Here is a 19109-nt window from a genome sequence, read left to right as displayed (position 1 = left end):
CTGGCAGACCTAGGCCGCTTGCTCTTGCGGTCGGTGGGGCAGGAATGCGGCCAGAACGCCCAGTGACGGCAAGAAGGAGCAGATCTGATAAACGGTATCAATGCCCCAGACATCCGCCAGTTGGCCCAGCACTGCGGCGCCGATGCCACCCAGGCCAAAGGCAAGACCAAAGAAAAGGCCAGAGATCGCGCCGACCTTACCCGGCACCAATTCCTGCGCGTAGACAACGATCGCGGGAAAGGCGGAGGCCAACAAAAAACCAATGACTATGGTCAGCAGCGCACTTAGGGTCAGCCCGACATAGGGTAGGGCGAGGGTGAAAGGCGCAATGCCCAGTAGGGAAACCCAGATGACCCGTTTGCGACCGATGCGATCTCCGATCGGCCCGCCGAGCAGGGTGCCAGCGGCAACCGCCGCCAGAAAAATGAACAGATGCAATTGTGCCTCGCGTACCGGGATGGCAAAGCGGTGCATCAAATAAAAAATCAGATAGCTGCTGATGCTGGTCAAGTAAATGAACTTGGAGAACATCAATACCACCAAAATGACCATGCTGCGGCGCACCAGACTCTTGGGTAGGGTCGGCGTCTCTACGGTTGCCATCTTTTTTGGTTGTCGATGCTGATGCTGGTACCAGCGCCCAACAAAACTCAGGATCACGATGGCAGCGAGGGCAAAGAGTGAAAACCAGGACAAACTGTGTTGTCCATTGGGCATGACCAGAAAGGCCGCGAGAAGCGGACCCACCGCAGTACCGACATTGCCGCCCACCTGAAAGATGGACTGGGCCAAGCCAAAACGTCCTCCCGAGGCCATGCGTGCAACTCGTGAAGACTCTGGATGAAATACCGAAGAACCCAATCCCACCAGGGCCGCTGCCAGCAGCAGAATGCCGTAATTGGGGGCGATGGAAAGGAGCAGCAGACCAGCAAAGGTGGACACCATACCCAAGGGCAAGGACCACGGCAGCGGGTGGCGATCTGTATAACGTCCAACCAGCGGCTGAATAATCGACGCGGTCAGCTGATAGGCCAGGGTAATCAGACCAATTTCCGCAAAGCTGAGATGGAAGTTGCTGCGAAACAGGGGATATACCGCCAGCATCAGCGACTGGATGCTATCGTTCAAGAAGTGCGACACGCTGATCGCGCCGAGGACATCGAAGCGGGTGGGGGATTTCGGCCGGCGCTGCGGCAGGGATTTTTCGCGGACGATGCTGGACATAGACACTCCGATTACGGAAGCGCGTAGTCTACGGTTCACAAAGCATACCGTCCAGTAGGTATCCTGAGTGGAGCAGCAAGACCGAATCGCTGCATACAGTGGCTTGCCCCAAGGCCGGGGCCTAGTGTTTAATTGCGACCATGACTGTATCCAAAGATTCCCCAGAGCAAGCAGTAGACCAGCCGCCGCCCGAAAGTTTTTCTGACACCTTACGCTCTTTGGAGGGCGTCGTAGAAAAAATGGAAGGGGGACAGTTGGGTCTCGAAGAGTCCGTCACCCTCTTTCAACAAGGAATGAAGCTGGCACAGCGGGCGGAAAGACAACTAAGTGAGGCGCGCCAAAAGGTGGAAATCCTCCTCGGTGGCGAAGCGACTCCCATGGCAAGCGATGCCGAGGAGGACTGAATTATGACAAACAAGCCGGAATCCTTTGCGTCCTTCCGTGAGCGCATTGTGGCACGGACGGAGCAGTGTCTTGCCACCTACTTGCCCGCAGAAAATGCATTCCCAGCCCGATTGCATGAGGCCATGCGTTACAGCGCCTTGGGCGGTGGTAAGCGGGTGCGGCCTCTGCTGGTCTACGCAACGGGTTTCGCGCTGGGTGTGCACGAGTCTCTGCTCGACCGGCCCGCAGCGGCGCTGGAAATGATCCACGCTTATTCCTTGGTGCATGATGATCTGCCTGCCATGGATAACGACGACCTGCGTCGTGGGCAGCCTACCTGCCACAAGGCCTATGACGAGGCGACTGCTATCCTGGTGGGTGATGCCTTGCTTACCCAAGCCTTTCGGATCTTGGCGGAACCTGCTGGTCTGCCGCCCCCTCTACAGCTGCAGATGATTGCGACGCTGGCGCAAGCAGCGGGTTCCCATGGCATGGTAGGTGGGCAGGCCATCGATCTGGCCGCGGTGGGGCATCAGTTGGCGCAACCGGCCCTGGAGCAAATGCACTTGCTCAAAACTGGCATGTTGATCCGCTGTGCGATTCAACTGGGTCTTGCGGCTGCAGCCGTGGCAGAACAATCGCGCCAAGGTGCAGCGCTGATTCGCTTTGCCGATCGCGTCGGACTGGCGTTTCAGGTGCAAGATGACATCCTCGACGAAATCGGTGACATCAGCCAAACCGGTAAGGCTAAGCAAGGTGCCGACCGCGAGCGCGAGAAACCTGGTTTCGTCTCTTTGCTGGGCCTCAAGCAGGCACAAGACTACGCCCGCAACCTTTTGGAAGAAGCGCTACGTGAGCTGGATTCCTGGGGCAGTGAGGCGGAGCATCTCCGCGCCTTGGCCCGATTGATTGTCGAGCGTAACCGATGAATTCTTTGTTGCAGCAAATTCCAGATGCGGAAACCTTACGTGGCATGTCCCGTGGCGAGCTCAAGCAGGTTGCGAAGCGCTTGCGCCAGTTCCTCATCGAAACTCTCAGCGAAACCGGTGGCCATCTTTCTTCTGGCTTGGGGACCGTGGAACTTTCCGTGGCCCTGCATGCAGTGTTCCAGACTCCAGAGGATCGTCTGATCTGGGATGTAGGACACCAGGCCTATCCGCATAAGGTCCTGACCGGCCGGGGTCCACAATTTCCGAGCCTGCGCCAGAAGGACGGCCTCTCGGGTTTTCTGAAGCGGGATGAAAGCCCTTTCGATGCCTTTGGTGCCGGGCATTCCAGTACCTCGATCAGTGCCGGGCTGGGAATGGCGGTGGCGGCATCCCTTGATCACCAGCGTCGCCAGGTAGTGGCGATCATTGGTGATGGAGCCATGACCGCCGGCTTGGCGTATGAGGCGCTCAACAATGGTGGTGTTCTGGATGCCGATCTGCTGGTGGTGCTCAACGACAACGAGATGTCGATCTCGCCCAACGTCGGTGCGGTGTCGCAGTATCTCACTCGTCTCTTGTCCAATCCCCTGTACAACACCGTGCGGGAGGGTGCCGGGCAGGCCCTGAGCTTTGTGCCGCCGCTGCGCGAGCTGGCGAAAAAGGCAGAAGAAGGGGTCAAGGGCCTGGTTTCGCCGGGCTTGCTCTTTGAGGAAATGGGCTTCAATTACTACGGGCCTATCGATGGCCATGATCTCGATGTCCTGATTCCGACACTCGAAAACCTGAAAAAGATCCGCGGGCCGCGACTACTGCATGTGATCACCCGCAAGGGCAAAGGCTATGCGCCGGCAGAAAAGGACCCCTGCACCTATCATGGGGTCACACCCTTCGATCGCGTCAGCGGCGCCATGCGCAAGTCCTCTACCGTCAGCTATACCAAGGTCTTTGGGGACTGGCTCTGCGACAAGGCGGCCAAAGAAGCAAAACTGGTCGCCATCACGCCGGCCATGCGCGAGGGTTCGGGCCTCGTGCGCTTCGAGCAACTTTTTCCTGAACGCTACTTCGACGTTGGTATTGCCGAGCAGCATGCCGTGACCTTCGCCGCCGGGCTGGCCTGTGAGGGCTATCATCCCGTCGTGGCCATTTACTCGACCTTCCTGCAGCGTGCCTATGACCAGCTTTTGCACGACGTTGCCATCCAAAATCTACCGGTGCTCTTTGCCGTGGATCGGGCAGGTCTGGTAGGTGCCGACGGTGCAACGCATCAGGGGGCCTTCGATATCGCCTATGCGCGTTGCATCCCCAACGTAGTCATCATGGCCCCCAAGGATGCCCAAGAGATGCGCGACATGCTGAACACGGGTTACGCCCACCCTGGGCCAGTGATCGTGCGCTATCCGCGCGGAGCGGCCCACGGAAATATTGGCGACGGTGATCTGCAGCGGCAGATCCCAGTAGGGCGCGCAGAAACTCTGCGCGAGGGAAAGCGCCTCGCCATTCTGTCCTTCGGTACGCGGGCGGAGGCAGCCCTGCAGGCCGGTCATGAGCTCGACGCCACGGTGGTGAACATGCGTTTCGTCAAGCCCTTGGATCAGGCGCTGCTCCAGCAGCTTGCTGCCACCCATGATGCCTTCCTGACGGTGGAAGAGGGCGTGCGGATGGGGGGGGCGGGCAGTGCCGTGGCCGAGGCTCTCCTCGATCAGGGGCAGCAGCCCCTCCTGAAAATCCTTGGCCTACCGGATCAATTCATCGAACACGGCGAGGCAGCATTGTGGGTCGCGGAATTGGGGCTGGATGCAGAAGGGATTCGTCGATCTGGCGAGGAATTGCTCGCGCGCCTTGCCGCCCGGGAAGGTGGCGCGTAATATCTGACTAAACTAGTCAAGCATTCGCCGAGGTTCTTGTGAGAGATTGTGCTGCAGATGTTTTGGAAGACGTGCAGGGGCGCGCCGATCCACGTGCCATCCCCATTCAGCGGGTGGGGGTGAAAGCGGTGCGTCACCCGCTGCAGGTCGTTGATCGCGCTGGCCACAGCCAGCACGTGGCGGCATTCTGCAATATGTATGTTGGCTTGCCAGCCCATTTGAAAGGCACGCACATGTCCCGTTTCCTGCAGATTCTGCAGGAGCAGACGGAGCCATTGAGTGTCACTACCCTGGATCAGCTACTGTACCGAACCCAGGAGCGCTTAGAGGCGGAGAGTGCGCGTATTGAATTGCAGTTCCCGTACTTCGTCCGCAAGAAGGCACCCGTTTCTGGCGTAGAAAGCTATCTCGACTATGAGGTGGAGTGGAATGGCGAGATCGCCGGTCAGGATCCCCATTCTTCTCTGATCGTCCATGTCCCGGTTACCAGCCTCTGTCCTTGCTCCAAGAGCATCTCGGAATATGGCGCACACAATCAACGCTCGCGGGTAACCGTGCAGGTCGAGGCAAGCAAAACGCTATGGATCGAGGACCTCATCGACTTGGTCGAGGAGGAGGCGTCCTCACAGCTCTATGGGGTACTCAAACGACCGGACGAAAAGTATGTGACAGAATACGCCTACGACCACCCCAAATTTGTCGAGGACATGGTGCGTGACGTTGCCCTGCGCTTGCAAAATGACCCGCGGGTACGGCGTTATTCGGTTGCCTCGGAAAATTTCGAATCGATCCACAACCATTCTGCCTACGCCTACATCGAGGGAGAAAAATAACCCGTGGCTGGTAGCAGTATCGGTGAGCTTTTTCGCGTCAGTACCTTTGGTGAGAGCCATGGCCCGGCTATTGGCGCAGTGGTGGATGGCTGTCCGCCAGGCCTTTCTCTCAGCGCGGCAGATGTTCAGCACGAACTGGATCGCCGCCGCCCAGGGCAGTCGCGCCACACAACGCAGCGCCAGGAAGCCGACCAGGTGGAAATTCTCTCTGGGGTCTTCGAGGGCGTAACCACGGGGACGCCGATTGGCCTGCTGATTCGCAATACCGACCAGCGCTCCCAGGATTACAGCAAGATCAAGGACAGTTTTCGTCCGGGTCATGCGGACTATACCTATTTGCAGAAATACGGCCTGCGCGATTACCGCGGTGGCGGGCGTTCCTCGGCGCGGGAAACGGCGACCCGGGTTGCGGCCGGTGCCATCGCGCGGAAGTACCTGCGTGAGCGTCTGGGCACGGAGATCCGCGCCTGGCTGGCGCAGATGGGGCCGATCCGCGCGCAGGTGTTCGAAGAAGAGCAGATTGATCAGAACCCATTTTTCTGCCCGGATGCCGAGGCGGCAAGCCGCATGGAAGGGTATCTGGACGAGTTGCGCAAGGCAGGCGACTCCATCGGCGCCCGTGTCGATGTGCGGGTGACTGGCATGCCCATCGGTTTGGGTGAGCCTGTCTTTGATCGTCTGGAGGCCGATGCCGCCAAGGCTCTGATGAGTATCAATGCAGTCAAAGCAGTCGCCGTTGGTGATGGTTTTGCAGTCGTGGAGCAGCGTGGTAGCGAGCATGGGGACCCTCTGACCCCGGGCGGCTTTGCCAGTAATCACGCCGGCGGGGTGCTGGGGGGCATTTCTAGTGGCCAGGACTTGCGGTTTTCAGTCGCCATCAAACCGACCTCTAGCATTCGTATCCCCCGGCCCAGTATCGATCTATATGGGCAAGCCATTGAAATCGTCACTACTGGGCGCCACGATCCCTGTGTGGGTATTCGCGCCGTGCCCATTGTCGAGGCCATGTTGGCCCTTACCCTGATGGATCACTATCTGCGCCAGCGGGCGCAGAATGCCGACGTCGTCGCGCCAATTCCTCCCATCCCCACGCAATGTTGAATCGACGTTACGAGGGACAATCCCTCGTTGCGTATTATTTCTTCTATTTTTGTGCCCTGGGCGCCTTCATGCCCTATTGGGGCCCTTGGCTACGCAGCGAAGGTCAGGACGCATTTGCCATCGGTGTGTTGACGGCAGCTGTTCAGTTCAGCAAGGTGCTGGCGCCAAACCTTTGGGGTTGGCTCTTGCACTATCAGCCGGCCAGGCGACTGATACCCTGGGGTGGCCTTGCAGCCCTCATGAGTTTTCTCCTGCTTTTTAGCGGCAGCGCACATTTTCTGCCGCTACTTCTCATCACCCTACTGTTTTCTTTTTTCTGGGCAGCAACCTTGCCCTTGGTGGATGGCATCACCATGGCCTGGGCAGAACAGCAGGGACGACGCTATGGCCGTATCCGTCTCTGGGGATCCCTCGGCTTTATCGCCCTTTCCTTGGGGATGGGTGCGTTGCTGGCCCGCTGGGGGCTGCGCAGCTTTCTGCCGGGGATAGCGCTGTTTCTGCTGCTCACCTGGTGGGTGAGCCGTGGTCTACCCTTTGCCGTTGATCCGCACGATGCCGAGCAGTCAGGCAAGGCACCGCTCTTCTGGCTGGAATTGCGTGACGCACGCCTGTGGTTATTTCTGCTCGCGGGACTATTGGAGCAGGCCAGTCATGGCGTGTATTACGCATTCTATTCCATCTACGTCGAGGCGCATGGTTATGACAGTCTCAGCGTTGGTCTGCTCTGGGCGCTTGCAGTCCTCGCCGAAGTGGTTTTTTTCTGGTTCGGCGATCGAGTATTGCGCCGGCTCGGCACCACGCTGGTCTTTGTTGCCGCATTTATCCTGACCGCCTTGCGCTGGATGGTGATTGCCTGGTGGCCGGATTTCACTTGGATCGTACTCGTTCAGGTCTTGCATGCGGCAAGTTATGCCGCCTTTCATCTGGCCGCCATTCACTGGGTGTTTGCGCGTTTTCCCCGCGCCCTGCGGGCCCGCGGTTTGGCCCTCTATGCCAGCCTGGTCTATGGCCTGGGTGGAGGCATCGGGGCGCTGGCAGCGGGCTGGGCCTGGTCGCGTTGGGGTGGAAGTGGCGCCTTTTTGGCTGCCGGCATCCTCGCCGCTGTCGCGACTTTGTTTTTGCTTGGGATGTTTCGTCGCCAGCCGGCTCTTGAAAAATTCGCCTGAGGCGCCCATCTCCTGCACATCATCCGACAAAGGAGTCGCCAGATGCGCAGTGATAAAATCACCACAAAGTTTCAACAAGCCCTGCAGGAGGCGCAAAGCCTCGCCCTCGGCAATGATCAGCAACAGGTCGATGCCTTACATCTACTGACTGCCTTTCTCGACCAGGACGGTGGAATCGCTCGCCCCTTGCTCAGTAAAGCGGGGGTGCGGGTGGATGCCCTGCGCAACGAGCTTGGGCGCGCAGTCAACAATTTGCCCAAGGTCCAGGGAGGCCAGCCGGGAGAGATACAATTTGGACGTGATCTGGTCAATCTACTCAATCTGGCCGACAAGATCGCCCAGAAGCGCGGCGACGGCTACATCTCCACGGAGCATTTTCTCCTTGCCCTGTTGGAGGATAAAGGGGAATCAGGACGCCTGCTGAAAGAGTCCGGGGCAACGGCCAAGGATCTCGAAGCGGCGATTACCGCCTTGCATGGCGGGGAAAAGATCAACGATCCGAACGCCGAAGAACAGCGGCAAGCGCTGGAAAAATACACTATCGATTACACGGAGCGGGCTGCCCAAGGCAAGCTGGACCCGGTCATCGGCCGCGATGACGAGATTCGGCGCACCATTCAGGTGTTATTGCGGCGCAGCAAGAACAACCCCGTCTTGATTGGCGAACCTGGGGTCGGTAAGACCGCCATTGTCGAAGGGTTGGCGCAACGCATCATCAACGGTGAGGTGCCGGACTCTCTTCGCAACAAGCGCCTCTTAGGGCTGGATCTGGGCGCACTGATTGCTGGCGCTAAATTTCGTGGGGAGTTTGAAGAACGCTTGAAGGCGTTATTGAATGATCTCGCGAAAAGTCAGGGACAAATCCTTCTCTTTATTGATGAAATTCATACTTTGGTAGGGGCAGGCAAGGCCGAGGGTTCGATGGATGCCGGCAATATGCTCAAACCCGCCCTGGCGCGGGGCGAGCTGCACTGCATCGGTGCCACGACCCTGGACGAGTACCGCCAATACATCGAAAAGGACGCAGCGCTGGAACGCCGATTCCAACGGGTGCTCGTCGATGAACCTTCGGTTGAGGACACCATCGCTATCCTGCGCGGCTTGAAAGAGCGTTATGAGGCGCACCACGGGGTGCGCATCACCGATCCGGCGTTGGTCGCGGCGGCCCAGCTTTCGCATCGCTACATTAGCGATCGGAATTTGCCCGACAAGGCCATCGACCTGGTCGATGAAGCCGCGTCGCGCATCAAGATGGAAATCGATTCCAAGCCCGAGGCCCTGGATGAGCTGGAGCGTCGTCTGATCCAGCTCAATATCGAAAAGGTGGCCTTGGCGAAGGAAAAGGACGAAGCCAGCAAAAAGCGCCTGGAAGTTCTGGAAGAGCAGATTGCCGAGGCCGAACGCAGATTTCAGGAATTGGAAGAGGTTTGGAAGGCGGAAAAGCTGGTCATCGAGGGGACTTCGCAGATTCAGAAGGAAATTGATCGCCTGCGTATCGAGCTCGACAATGCGCGCCGCGCGGCGGACTACGACCGTATGGCACAAATCCAGTATGGTCTGATCCCCGAGCTGGAGGCGCGACTGCAGCAAGCTGAACAACAAGAGGCGGGAGCGACGAGCAAGGCCCCCACCCTGTTACGTACTGAAGTGCGGGAAGAGGAGATTGCTGAGGTCATTGCCCGCTGGACCGGGATTCCGGTAGCGAAGATGCTGGAAGGGGAAAAGGAGAAGCTACTGAAGATGGAGGAACGGCTGCAGGCGCGGGTGGTCGGGCAGGGCGAAGCGGTGCAGGCGGTAAGTAATGCCATCCGTCGTTCTCGCGCTGGCCTTTCCGATCCGCGGCGGCCCAATGGCTCTTTTCTCTTCCTGGGGCCCACCGGCGTGGGCAAGACCGAGCTCAGCAAAGCACTGGCGGAGTTCCTCTTCGATAGTGACGAGCAGATGGTACGCATCGACATGAGCGAATTCATGGAGAAGCACTCTGTCGCCCGCCTCATTGGTGCGCCCCCCGGATATGTGGGCTACGAGGAGGGGGGCTATCTGACCGAGGCGGTGCGCCGTAAACCGTATTCCGTCGTGCTCTTGGACGAGGTGGAAAAGGCCCACCCGGAGGTCTTCAATATCCTCCTGCAAGTGTTGGATGATGGGCGATTGACGGATGGCCAGGGGCGGACGGTGGACTTCCGCAACACGGTGATCATCATGACCTCCAACCTCGGCTCCGATCGGATTCAGGAGTACAGCCGCAGTGGAGATGAGGATTCCATGCGTACGGCAGTGATGGCCGTGGTGCAGGCTCACTTCCGGCCGGAGTTCCTCAACCGGATCGACGAAATCGTCATTTTTCATCCGTTGGATGCGCGGCAGCTCCGTGCCATTACCGAGATCCAGATGCAGGGGCTGCGGGCTCGTCTGCGGGAACGCGATATGGATCTCGTGCTTAGCGATGCCGCGATCGATCGTCTGGCGGAGATTGGCTTTGATCCCGTCTACGGGGCGCGGCCGCTCAAGCGCGCCATTCAGCAGGAGATCGAGAATCCGCTGGCGCAGCGCCTGTTACGGGGCGACTACCGTGGCGGCGAGCTGATTCACGTCGATCTGGAGGAGGATGCCTTCGCTTTTCACGCTGAACCGTTGTCGTAATTCTTGGTCATAGAGGCAGTTTCGCCCGCGACTGGCGCCAGTCCGGGCGAATTGCGTATGATGGCCATTACTTTTTTGCCCAGTGATCCAGGAGTATTCCTATGCGTGTACGCGTTCTTGTCCTAGCCGCCGCCCTGCTTCTTTCCGGCTGTGCAGGGAGTCACCCGGTACCAGGACAGGACGGCTCCGGTAAGGTACTCTCGAAAAGTGCCGCGCAGCAGTTGGTGAGTGCCGTCACCCACGATCAGGCCCAGGTGGACAAGGTGTTGGCTGGGCCAGGCGGATTGACGGCAATCGTGGTGGAAGATCAGGGCCACAAGTCCCTTGCCTATGCCAGCCCGGATGGTAAGTATCTGATCCTGGCCCAGGCGATCATCAACAGCGCGGGTGAGAACGTGATTCGCAAGAATGCTGAGGAGGCGGGGCTATTACCCAAGCCCAAGCCGGCAGCGCAGCTGGCGGAGCAGACCGCCAGTCAAGCCAAGTCTTTCGTGCTTGGGACCAAGGGACCGGAGTTGATTGCCTTTGTCGACCCCAACTGTATCTTCTGCCATAAGTTCTACGAGGATGCCAAACCCCTGATTGCCGCCGGAAAGTTGCGGGTGCGCTATGTGGTCGTTGCCTTCTTGAAGCCCTCCAGTGAAGGCAAGGCGGCAGCAATTCTGTCGGCCAAGGACCCGATTGCAGCGATGGCGAAGAATGAAAAGGGGTTCAATACAGAGACCGAAGAGGGCGCCATTCACCCAGATGCCAATCCCAGTCCCGCCGTATTGGCAGAGCTGCAGAAAAACACCCAGTTCTTGCAAGACAGCGGTGAGGTTGCCACACCCACGATTCTCTATTGCAGCAAAAAGGGAAAGGCGGAAATCAGCCATGGTATGGCGCAGAATTTGGGCAAGTTCCTCTCTGGGATCGGAAGCTTCGACGCGGAGGGTAAGTGTCAATGATGGACTCCAGCGCGATCACCATTCATCGTCAGGACTATCGGCCAGCACCGTTTGCTATTGATCAAGTCGCTCTGGATATTTTTCTGCGGCCCACGCTGACGGAGGTCCACTCCCGGCTCTCAGTACGCCGCGTGGATCCGCAGACGCAAGATCTGCTTCTCGATGGAGAAGGCTTGGAACTGCTCTCCCTGTCTCTGGATGGGGAAAGTCTGGCGACGGATCGATATACGCTAGAGGATGGTAGATTATGGATTCATTCGGTTCCGGATGCCTTTACCCTCGAAAGCCGAGTGCATATCCAACCGGAAGCGAATACCGCTCTATCTGGCCTGTATTACGCAGATGAAGTCTTTCTCACCCAATGCGAGGCGGAGGGGTTTCGCCGCATCACTTGGTACTTGGATCGACCGGATGTCCTGGCGCGTTTTACCGTCACTCTGCACGCGCCGAAATCGTCTTGCCCCATTCTGCTCTCTAACGGCAACTGTATAGCGACGGGGGAAGAGCCCGATGGCTGGCATTGGGCTCGTTGGGAAGATCCGTTTCTCAAGCCCTGCTATCTTTTTGCCGCGGTTGCCGGGAATTTTCATTGCGCCAAGGATCATTTCATTACCCAGTCTGGACGGCAGGTTGGCTTGGAGCTCTATGTCGCGGAGCGGGATCGCGATGCCTGTGCGCAAGCCCTGCAGAGTCTGCAGAAGGCCATGGCCTGGGATGAGCAGGTCTATGGGCGCGAATATGATCTGGATCGCTATCTGATCGTTGCCACGGACAGCTTCAATATGGGGGCTATGGAAAACAAGGGCCTGAACATCTTCAATTCCAAGTATGTCCTGGCCAGTCCCGAAACGGCTACCGATAGTGATTACCAAGGGATCGAATCGGTCATTGCGCACGAATATTTTCACAATTGGACCGGCAATCGCGTTACCCTGCGCGATTGGTTTCAACTGAGCCTCAAGGAAGGCTTGACGGTATTCCGCGATCAGGAATTCTCTGCCGATATGAATTCTCGCGGCGTGCAGCGGATTGGCGATGTGCGCCGCTTGCGCAGTGCCCAATTTGCCGAGGATGCCAGCGCTCTGGCACATCCGGTGCGCCCTGAATCCTACAAGGAAATCAACAACTTCTACACGGCCACCGTGTATGAGAAAGGGGCAGAACTGATCCGCATGATGCACACCCTGCTCGGTGCAGCGGCATTCCGCGCAGGCACGGATCTGTATTTTCAGCGTCACGATGGGCAGGCGGTGCGGATCGAAGAGCTCCTCGATGCCCTTGCCACGGCCAGTGGGCGCGATCTTTCCGGCTTTTTGCGCTGGTACGCCCAAGCAGGCACGCCGCGTTTGCAAGCAGATGGGCACTTTGATGCGGGCACCGGGCGATATCTGCTGCGTTTGCAGCAGCATACCCCGGCAACGCCGGGCCAAGAGAAGAAACTACCGGTGCCCATCCCGGTGCGGCTGGCATTCTTTTTTGCGGATGGACGCCCGGCGTTCTTGCCGACGGGAGAGCGAGAAACCGTGCTTCTCCTCGAAGATGCTGCGCAAGACTGGGTGTTTGGCCCCTTTTCTGCGCCGGTCCTACCTTCCTTGCTGCGCGACTTTTCCGCGCCGGTACAGCTCAAGCGCAGTGATGCGGAGGTAGTTGATGCCTTTCTCGCGCAACACGATGATGATCCCTTCAATCGTTGGGACAGCTTGCAACGCATCGCGCAGAAAATGCTCCTGTCCGCCGTGCAGGAGCCCTCTGCAACCCCGGTGACAGGGGAACTGCGCGCGGCCTTTGCTGCTGCCCTGGCCCAGGCCGAGCAGGATCCGGCGTTCACCGCCGAGCTCTTGAGCCTACCGACAGAAGAGGCCATTGGACAGCAGATGGATTGTGTCGATGTGGACGGCATTCACCGAGCGCGGGAGGCGCTGCGGTCGCAACTGGGTACGGAATTTGGCGGTGACTGGGCACGTCTCTATCAAGGGCTGGCGGCACCATACCGGCGCGATGGTCGTGCCATGGGCGCGCGTCGTTTGCGCAATCTGGCCTTGTATTATGCCTTGGCTGGCGACAAGGGAGACCAGGCACGTGCCTGGGCCGAGAGCCAGTACCGGTCTGCGGACAACATGACCGACCGGCTTGCGGCGCTACAGCTGCTAACCTTTACTCCAGACTACGATGCCCAAGCCCTGCTCGACGATTTTTATGAACAGTGGCAGCATCATCCGCTCATCGTTGATCGTTGGTTTTCCCTACAACTGGGGCGGGTAGCGGCAGATACGCTCCAACGCGCCGAGGCACTCTTGTCGCATCCGGCATTTTCCTGGCGCGTGCCCAACCGAGTGCGTGCCGTTCTGGGCGCCTTTGCCGCGAATCTGCCGGTATTCCACGCGACAGATGGGTCGGGCTATCACTTCTATGCCCAGCAATTGCGACGACTGGACGATTTGAACCCGCAGACGGCCGCACGCCTGGCCACGGTCTTTAGCCGTTGGGGACGCTACGACAAAAACCGCCAGGAAAAAATGCTTGCCGCCATGGCAGATTTGCGCAGCAAAAAAAATCTCTCCCGGGATTTGGGGGAAATTCTGGAGCGTTCGCTCGCATAGTCAAGCAAAAGGAGATGAAAATGAAGATCGAAGGGGACGAGACATTACAACAGGCCTTGGCCAGAAGAGACGATACATGCCTGGATGCGGCCTATGCAGTCCTGGGTGCGAACAACAAGAATGATCAAGTGACTGAACTAGCTGGATTTTTATTCGACAGCAACAACTGTGAGGCGTTGCGCAAACTCTGTGCAGATCTCCAGGTCGACGAGGAGCAGGCGCGGGAGTGGGAAGTGAGCCATGACGAATATTGTCTGGCGCACCATATCGCCCTGTTGGCACGCCGGGTCGAGCGCATACGGGAAGGTCTGGACGACTGCTGAGGTCCTGTGTTCCGCTCAGGTCCAGGGACGGGTGGCCTGGCGAAAGCGTTCCCAGTGTTTGCGCAAGCGCTTGCTCTCCCGTTCCCGTCGCGCCTGTAAATAACCGAGCAAAATTCCGGCATGAAAGGCCAAGTCGCTCGCAGCATTGCCGCCGCTGATTAGTTGCGGCAGGTGTTGTTGTGCGATCTGTGCATCCCGGATCATGCCGACGATCTCGAGTACGGCATGCAGGGCTTTGGTATAAGGCTTGGTATCCTTAGCTGGCCACAGTTCCTGCAAAGACAGTAGCACATCGCGCAGCGTCTTGAGGGCGATACGTAGGCGATGAAATTCGGCGACCTGCTCGGGATCTACGTAGGTCAAATGTTCGTCCATGCGCTGCAATCGCTCTTCCACATAGCTGCGTACGGTTTCGTCGTCGGCCAAGGGATGGCGCAAGAGTTGAGACCAGAGGACGAGGAGTTCTGCGGCTAGACGTGCGCGGGAATCTACCCGCGGGTCGCGGCCAGACAGGCGAGAATAGGATAATGTCTCTGGTAAGGGGCTGGAGATTTGCCCGAGGCGCGGGGCAATAGCCACCCAGTGTTCGGCGAGGGAATCAACGTCGCGCTGCAAACTTTGTTCATGAAACCATACCGCAAGGCCGTTGCGCACCCCACGTAGTCGGTCGTCAGGGTCCATACCCTTGCAAAAGCGCAGCAGGGCACGCAGGGCACGCACCTCCTTACGTAGGGCATGCAAGTCGGTTCTGCTATCCATTTGCCGCTGGACCAGGCCACTGAGGATGCTGTGTGCTGCCGCGATCAGGACCGCGCTGAGTGTGCTCCCGGCTGCCGCGCGTCCGCGCAGGACAGGTACCTTCGACGTGTCGACGCGCGCGGCTTCCCCCAGCAGGGCCATACCCCGCGCGAGCTTGCTGGCGTCATCGGGGCAGAGTGGCAAACTAGCGCAGAGCGCACTGGCCAATTGCAATAAATCGGCAAGCTCTCCCTCGGCAAGCTCGAGCTCGATCTCGTGAATGAGCTGTGTCTTTCCCGCAGCCCGGATTTTCCCCCAATCCGCCGCGAGCAAGATCCGCGCACTGTGATAGGAAATTTCTTTCTCTCGCCGCTGGAAGACGGTTTCCAATACCGGCAGCAAGTGCAGGCCCAAAAAGGGCGCGAGCAAGGTTTTGAGTGGTTCGGCATCAAAGATCTGCAGATCAGGATCGTGCTTGCGTACTGCGACGTTCCACTCTGGACGCTGGTGCAATCCCCCCTCGGCAGTCCCGGCCAGCTTCACCGTTGCCACCCAGCGTCGTCCTTCCCGACGGACCCGATAGGCGATCCCGGCTGCGCGCAAGGCCCCATCTGCACTGTCGTAATAGATTGCGTGCAGCTTTTGCGCGGGCGTCTTGTCCAGTTCAATCAGCGGATGGAGAAGGATTTCCTGCCACAGCTCGGGATGGAGGACTTCGAGTTTGATCTCACGCTCCATAGAGTTCTCCCGTTTGCACGAAGCGCAGAATTCGCGCCCACTGCGGCAATTCCTTGCGTGCCTCGGCGGCGCGCAGGTCTGCCAAGCCAGTGCCCTGCAGGGCGGCGCGTACGTAGATCTGGCTGTCGTGCAGGGTGGCCACCAAGGGGAGATCGAGCTCCTGCAAAAACTGCGTCAGGAGCCTTTCCGCCTGGCTGCGCATCTTGACGCGGTTGGCAACTACGCCCATGCGTACCTTGCCTTTGCGAAAGCGTTTGATTTCGTCCAGACGTTGCAGAAAGAGCTTGCTGGCGTCTATATCGAAGGGGGATGGGGTAATGGGTACCAGCAGGACCTCGACTTCTCCCAGCATATCCTCCAAACGACTACGTTTGAGCCCCGCGGGCGCATCGAAAACGACATAGTCGCTGGCGGGATAGCCTCGGAAATCCCGCTCGGGGTCGTCCATGAGCACGATTTTCGGCAACGCTTCGGGGCGCCTTTTGCCCCAGGCAATGCTCGAGCCTTGCGGGTCGAGATCGGCCAGCAGCACCGAACCGCGTAGTGCCAAAAGGCTGGCCAAATTCGTGGACAGCGTGGTCTTCCCAGCCCCACCTTTGCTATTCAGCACCAAGATGCGGCAGTGTTCCTTAGCCACCACTGGTCCCTCGCGCGTATTGATTCAGTAAGGCCTGCTGCGCGCTGAAACAATCATCATCGATACGTCGCAGTGACTGGTAGCTACCATCGCTGTGCATCTCCCAGGCGTTGCAGTGATCCTTGAGATAGTAGTCCAAGCCCTCCCGCTGAATACGTTTTTTGAGGTCCGGGTCGCGGATTGGAACGGCAACCTCCAGGCGCCGGAACAAATTCCGCCCCATCCAGTCAGCGCTGGAAATCCAGATCTCCGGGCTCCCGTTGCCGCCGAAATAAAATACCCGGCTGTGCTCCAAGAAGCGACCCACAACGGAAATGACGCGAATATTCTCTGATACACCCGGGATCCCCGGTCGGAGGGCACATGCGCCCCGGACGATGAGATCAATCTTTACGCCGGCCTGGGAAGCCTGATAAAGATCGCCAATCAAATCAGGATCGATGAGAGCATTGACGCGGATGAGAATGCGTCCGCGCGGACCGAGGGCTGTTTCCGCCGCAATCCGTTCGCGCATGCCGCTGAACAGCGTGAAGGGGCTTTGCAGCAGTTGCTTCAGACGCGGCGCCTGACCAATCCCGGTGATATGCATGAACAAGGCATTCATATCTGCGGTAATGGTCGGATCTGCGGTCAGGAGGCTGAAATCGGTATAGATACGGGCATTGCGAGGATGATAATTGCCCGTCCCTAAATGACCATAGAGGCGCAGACCATCGTCCTCACGCCGCAGGACGAGGATCATCTTGGCATGGACCTTATGTTTGACGACGCCATAAACTACCTGTACGCCAACGCTCTCCAGCTCCTCCGCAAGATGAATGTTGTTGGCTTCATCGAAGCGCGCCTTGAGTTCGATTACCGCCGTTACCTGCTTGCCTGCCACGGCAGCATCCATGAGGGCCTGGATGATGGCGGAATCGTTCGTCGTGCGATAGAGGGTTTGCTTGATGCCCAATACCCGCGGATCGGCGGCGGCCTGACGCACAAAATCGATCACCGGCGAGAAGCTCTGGTAGGGGTGATGGAGCAGGAGTGGGCCACGCTGCAGTTGGGTAAAGATTTCTTCACTGCGCAGGCAACGGTCTGGCGTTCCGGGCAGGAAGGTGGGATAGAGCAGATCCGGGCGGGGCACCATGTCGATGATGGCCGCCATGCGGGAGAGATTGACTGGACCGCTCAAGGTGTAGAGGTTTTCTGCCCCCAGGTCAAAATGGCGCAAGAGATATTCGTAGACGGCAGGGGGGCAGTTATTGGCCACCTCCAAGCGCACGGCTTCGCCAAAAGGCCGGGTAGTGAGTTCGTCGGCAATCGCATCGAGTAAATTGTCGACTTCTTCCTCATCGACAAAAAGCTCGCTGTTGCGCGTAACGCGGAACTGATAGAAGCCCTTGACTTCCAAGCCCGGGAACAGGCTATCGATGTTTTCGTGGATTACCGAGGAGAGGAAGACAAAATCCGTCGCTCCTGCGATTTCCTTGGGTAATTGGATGATGCGGGGCAGAATGCGGGGCGCCTGTACGATGGCGATGGGGCTGTGCCGGCCGTAGGCGTCATCCCCTTCCAACACGATGGCAAAATTCAGTCCCTTATTCTGGACCTTGGGAAAGGGATGCGCCGGATCCAGACTCAACGGCGTTAGAAGCGGCTGAACCTCGGCGCGAAAATACTCCGCCACCCAGCGTTTCTGTGCCGCCTTCCATTCGCGCCGACGCAGCAAGTGAATTCCCTCAGAACTGAGGGCGGGAATGAGCCGTTCATTCAAGCATCGGTATTGTGCGGCAATGATTTGATGGGCCACCGCCGATACGGCTCGCATTTCCTCTTCCGGACCCAAACCATCCGGACCCAGGGGGCCAGCACCATATTTGCGCCGCTGCATGACCCCAGCAAAACGCACTTCAAAGAATTCATCAAGATTGCTGGAGACGATGGTGAGAAAACGCAATCGTTCCAGCAGGGGGATCTGATCATCATCGGCGAGGGCGAGGACGCGACGATTGAATTCCAGGATGCTCAGGTCACGATTGAAATAGAGACTGGGGTCGCTGAGAGAGGGGGTAGGGGTCTCCGTCATACCTTGCCCTCGAGACGTGTTTGCGCGGCATGCACGGTGTTTTGGAGCAGCGTGGCGACGGTCATCGGGCCAACGCCGCCGGGGACCGGGGTGATCCATCCCGCGCGCTCCGCCGCTTCGGCAAACTCGACATCTCCGGCCAAGCTCCCATCTGCCAAACGATTGATGCCGACATCAATCACCGCTGCTCCCGGTTTGATCCACGATCCACGAATCAGTCCTGGCTTGCCCGCCGCAGCGACAACAATATCGGCGCGCTCGACATGGGCGGCAAGATTTTCGGTAAAGCGATGACAAACCGTTACCGTCGCTCCCGCCAACAACAATTCCAGCGCCATGGGCCGCCCGACGATGTTGGAGGCGCCAACAATGACCGCTTCCCGCCCTTTGACCGGGACTTGATATTCCGCCAGCAGCGTCATGATCCCGGCGGGGGTACAGGAGCGCAGGGTGGGCGCACGCAACGCCAAGCGCCCGACATTGTAGGGATGGAATCCATCGACATCCTTGTGGACGGAGATGGCTTCAATCATCGCCTCGGCGTCGAACTGTGCGGGCAAAGGGAGCTGAACCAGAATGCCATCGATATGATCATCGGCATTGCAACGCGCAATTTCCGCCAGTAACTGTGCGGGGTCGCTATCGCCGGCGAGAATTTGAGCATGGGACTCGATACCCACCTGTTTGCAGGCGTTTTGCTTGTGTTGTACGTAGATCTGCGAGGCGGGATCGGTGCCCACCAGAATCACGGCAAGGCCGGGTGCCCGATCATGCCGGGCGCGGAAGGCTTCCACCGCACCCCTGCTTTGCTCGCGCAGCCGTTGCGCAACCGCCTTGCCATCGATTCGGATCGCGGTCATTTGCCGACCTCCTCAGAAACCGGAAGGCGCGGAGCAAGTGGGCGATC

The 19109-nt window shown here is 58.6% G+C and carries 15 protein-coding genes; 10 read left to right on the top strand and 5 right to left on the bottom strand.

Annotated features, from left to right (window positions below; genetic code table 11):
- Positions 1-9 precede the first annotated feature (9 nt).
- Positions 10-1224, bottom strand: a complete 1215-nt coding sequence (locus tag M5D89_RS11875; RefSeq protein ID WP_248886008.1) for an MFS transporter — start codon at positions 1222-1224, stop codon at positions 10-12.
- A 140-nt stretch (positions 1225-1364) separates the two neighbouring features.
- On the opposite strand from M5D89_RS11875, the gene xseB reads away from it, so the two are divergent.
- From xseB to M5D89_RS11825, 10 genes are all read left to right on the top strand, one after another.
- Entirely contained in the window at positions 1365-1628 is a 264-nt protein-coding gene (xseB, locus tag M5D89_RS11870; protein ID WP_248886007.1) for an exodeoxyribonuclease VII small subunit, read from the top strand.
- A gap of 3 nt (positions 1629-1631) precedes the next feature.
- Entirely contained in the window at positions 1632-2537 is a 906-nt protein-coding gene (locus M5D89_RS11865) for a farnesyl diphosphate synthase (protein ID WP_248886006.1), read from the top strand.
- Entirely contained in the window at positions 2534-4402 is a 1869-nt protein-coding gene (gene dxs, locus M5D89_RS11860) for a 1-deoxy-D-xylulose-5-phosphate synthase (RefSeq protein WP_248886005.1), read from the top strand. The genes M5D89_RS11865 and dxs overlap by 4 nt, the downstream gene beginning before the upstream one ends.
- Positions 4403-4473: 71 nt before the next feature.
- Positions 4474-5235 carry a GTP cyclohydrolase FolE2 gene (gene folE2, locus M5D89_RS11855; protein ID WP_248886473.1) on the top strand — a complete coding sequence of 254 codons (762 nt, stop codon included), beginning with the start codon at positions 4474-4476 and terminating at the stop codon, positions 5233-5235.
- 3 nt (positions 5236-5238) lie between these two features.
- Positions 5239-6336, top strand: a complete 1098-nt coding sequence (aroC, locus tag M5D89_RS11850; protein WP_248886004.1) for a chorismate synthase — start codon at positions 5239-5241, stop codon at positions 6334-6336.
- The gene (locus M5D89_RS11845; RefSeq protein WP_248886003.1) at positions 6330-7502 is read left to right on the top strand and encodes an MFS transporter; all 1173 of its coding nucleotides are present in this window, start codon (positions 6330-6332) and stop codon (positions 7500-7502) included. The genes aroC and M5D89_RS11845 overlap by 7 nt, the downstream gene beginning before the upstream one ends.
- 42 nt (positions 7503-7544) lie before the next feature.
- Positions 7545-10145 (top strand): ATP-dependent chaperone ClpB, encoded by a 2601-nt coding sequence (gene clpB / locus M5D89_RS11840; protein ID WP_248886002.1) that lies wholly within the window; start codon positions 7545-7547, stop codon positions 10143-10145.
- A 101-nt stretch (positions 10146-10246) separates the two neighbouring features.
- Positions 10247-11092 (top strand): thiol:disulfide interchange protein DsbG, encoded by an 846-nt coding sequence (dsbG, locus tag M5D89_RS11835; protein WP_248886001.1) that lies wholly within the window; start codon positions 10247-10249, stop codon positions 11090-11092.
- Entirely contained in the window at positions 11089-13692 is a 2604-nt protein-coding gene (gene pepN / locus M5D89_RS11830) for an aminopeptidase N (RefSeq protein WP_248886000.1), read from the top strand. Before dsbG ends, pepN begins: the two co-directional genes overlap by 4 nt.
- A gap of 20 nt (positions 13693-13712) precedes the next feature.
- Positions 13713-14015, top strand: coding sequence for a hypothetical protein (locus M5D89_RS11825; RefSeq protein ID WP_248885999.1), 303 nt, complete (start codon positions 13713-13715; stop codon positions 14013-14015).
- Positions 14016-14030: 15 nt separating this feature from the next.
- Here M5D89_RS11825 and M5D89_RS11820 read toward each other — a convergent pair whose 3' ends face one another.
- From M5D89_RS11820 to folD, 4 genes are read right to left on the bottom strand one after another with little or no spacing between them, the layout of a single operon-like run.
- Positions 14031-15491, bottom strand: coding sequence for a CYTH and CHAD domain-containing protein (locus M5D89_RS11820; protein ID WP_248885998.1), 1461 nt, complete (start codon positions 15489-15491; stop codon positions 14031-14033).
- Positions 15481-16128, bottom strand: a complete 648-nt coding sequence (locus tag M5D89_RS11815) for a nucleotide-binding protein (RefSeq protein ID WP_248885997.1) — start codon at positions 16126-16128, stop codon at positions 15481-15483. The genes M5D89_RS11820 and M5D89_RS11815 overlap by 11 nt, the downstream gene beginning before the upstream one ends.
- A complete protein-coding gene (gene ppk1, locus M5D89_RS11810; RefSeq protein WP_248885996.1) occupies positions 16121-18202 on the bottom strand; it encodes a polyphosphate kinase 1 in 2082 nt (693 codons plus the stop codon). Before ppk1 ends, M5D89_RS11815 begins: the two co-directional genes overlap by 8 nt.
- Positions 18199-19062 carry a bifunctional methylenetetrahydrofolate dehydrogenase/methenyltetrahydrofolate cyclohydrolase FolD gene (gene folD, locus M5D89_RS11805; RefSeq protein ID WP_248885995.1) on the bottom strand — a complete coding sequence of 288 codons (864 nt, stop codon included), beginning with the start codon at positions 19060-19062 and terminating at the stop codon, positions 18199-18201. The genes ppk1 and folD overlap by 4 nt, the downstream gene beginning before the upstream one ends.
- Between the last annotated feature and the right edge of the window lie 47 nt (positions 19063-19109).

The sequence above is a fragment of the Acidithiobacillus acidisediminis genome (assembly GCF_023277115.1).
Classification (GTDB): domain Bacteria; phylum Pseudomonadota; class Gammaproteobacteria; order Acidithiobacillales; family Acidithiobacillaceae; genus Igneacidithiobacillus; species Igneacidithiobacillus acidisediminis.
This window is presented reverse-complemented; position numbering and strand designations above follow the sequence as displayed.

Coding starts and splice junctions, on each gene's coding strand:
- M5D89_RS11875 (WP_248886008.1), bottom strand. CDS start 1,224: ATGTCCAGCATCGTCCGCGAAAAATCCCTGCCGCAGCGCCGGCCGAAA.
- xseB (WP_248886007.1), top strand. CDS start 1,365: ATGACTGTATCCAAAGATTCCCCAGAGCAAGCAGTAGACCAGCCGCCG.
- M5D89_RS11865 (WP_248886006.1), top strand. CDS start 1,632: ATGACAAACAAGCCGGAATCCTTTGCGTCCTTCCGTGAGCGCATTGTG.
- dxs (WP_248886005.1), top strand. CDS start 2,534: ATGAATTCTTTGTTGCAGCAAATTCCAGATGCGGAAACCTTACGTGGC.
- M5D89_RS11845 (WP_248886003.1), top strand. CDS start 6,330: ATGTTGAATCGACGTTACGAGGGACAATCCCTCGTTGCGTATTATTTC.
- clpB (WP_248886002.1), top strand. CDS start 7,545: ATGCGCAGTGATAAAATCACCACAAAGTTTCAACAAGCCCTGCAGGAG.
- dsbG (WP_248886001.1), top strand. CDS start 10,247: ATGCGTGTACGCGTTCTTGTCCTAGCCGCCGCCCTGCTTCTTTCCGGC.
- pepN (WP_248886000.1), top strand. CDS start 11,089: ATGATGGACTCCAGCGCGATCACCATTCATCGTCAGGACTATCGGCCA.
- M5D89_RS11825 (WP_248885999.1), top strand. CDS start 13,713: ATGAAGATCGAAGGGGACGAGACATTACAACAGGCCTTGGCCAGAAGA.
- M5D89_RS11820 (WP_248885998.1), bottom strand. CDS start 15,491: ATGGAGCGTGAGATCAAACTCGAAGTCCTCCATCCCGAGCTGTGGCAG.
- ppk1 (WP_248885996.1), bottom strand. CDS start 18,202: ATGACGGAGACCCCTACCCCCTCTCTCAGCGACCCCAGTCTCTATTTC.
- folD (WP_248885995.1), bottom strand. CDS start 19,062: ATGACCGCGATCCGAATCGATGGCAAGGCGGTTGCGCAACGGCTGCGC.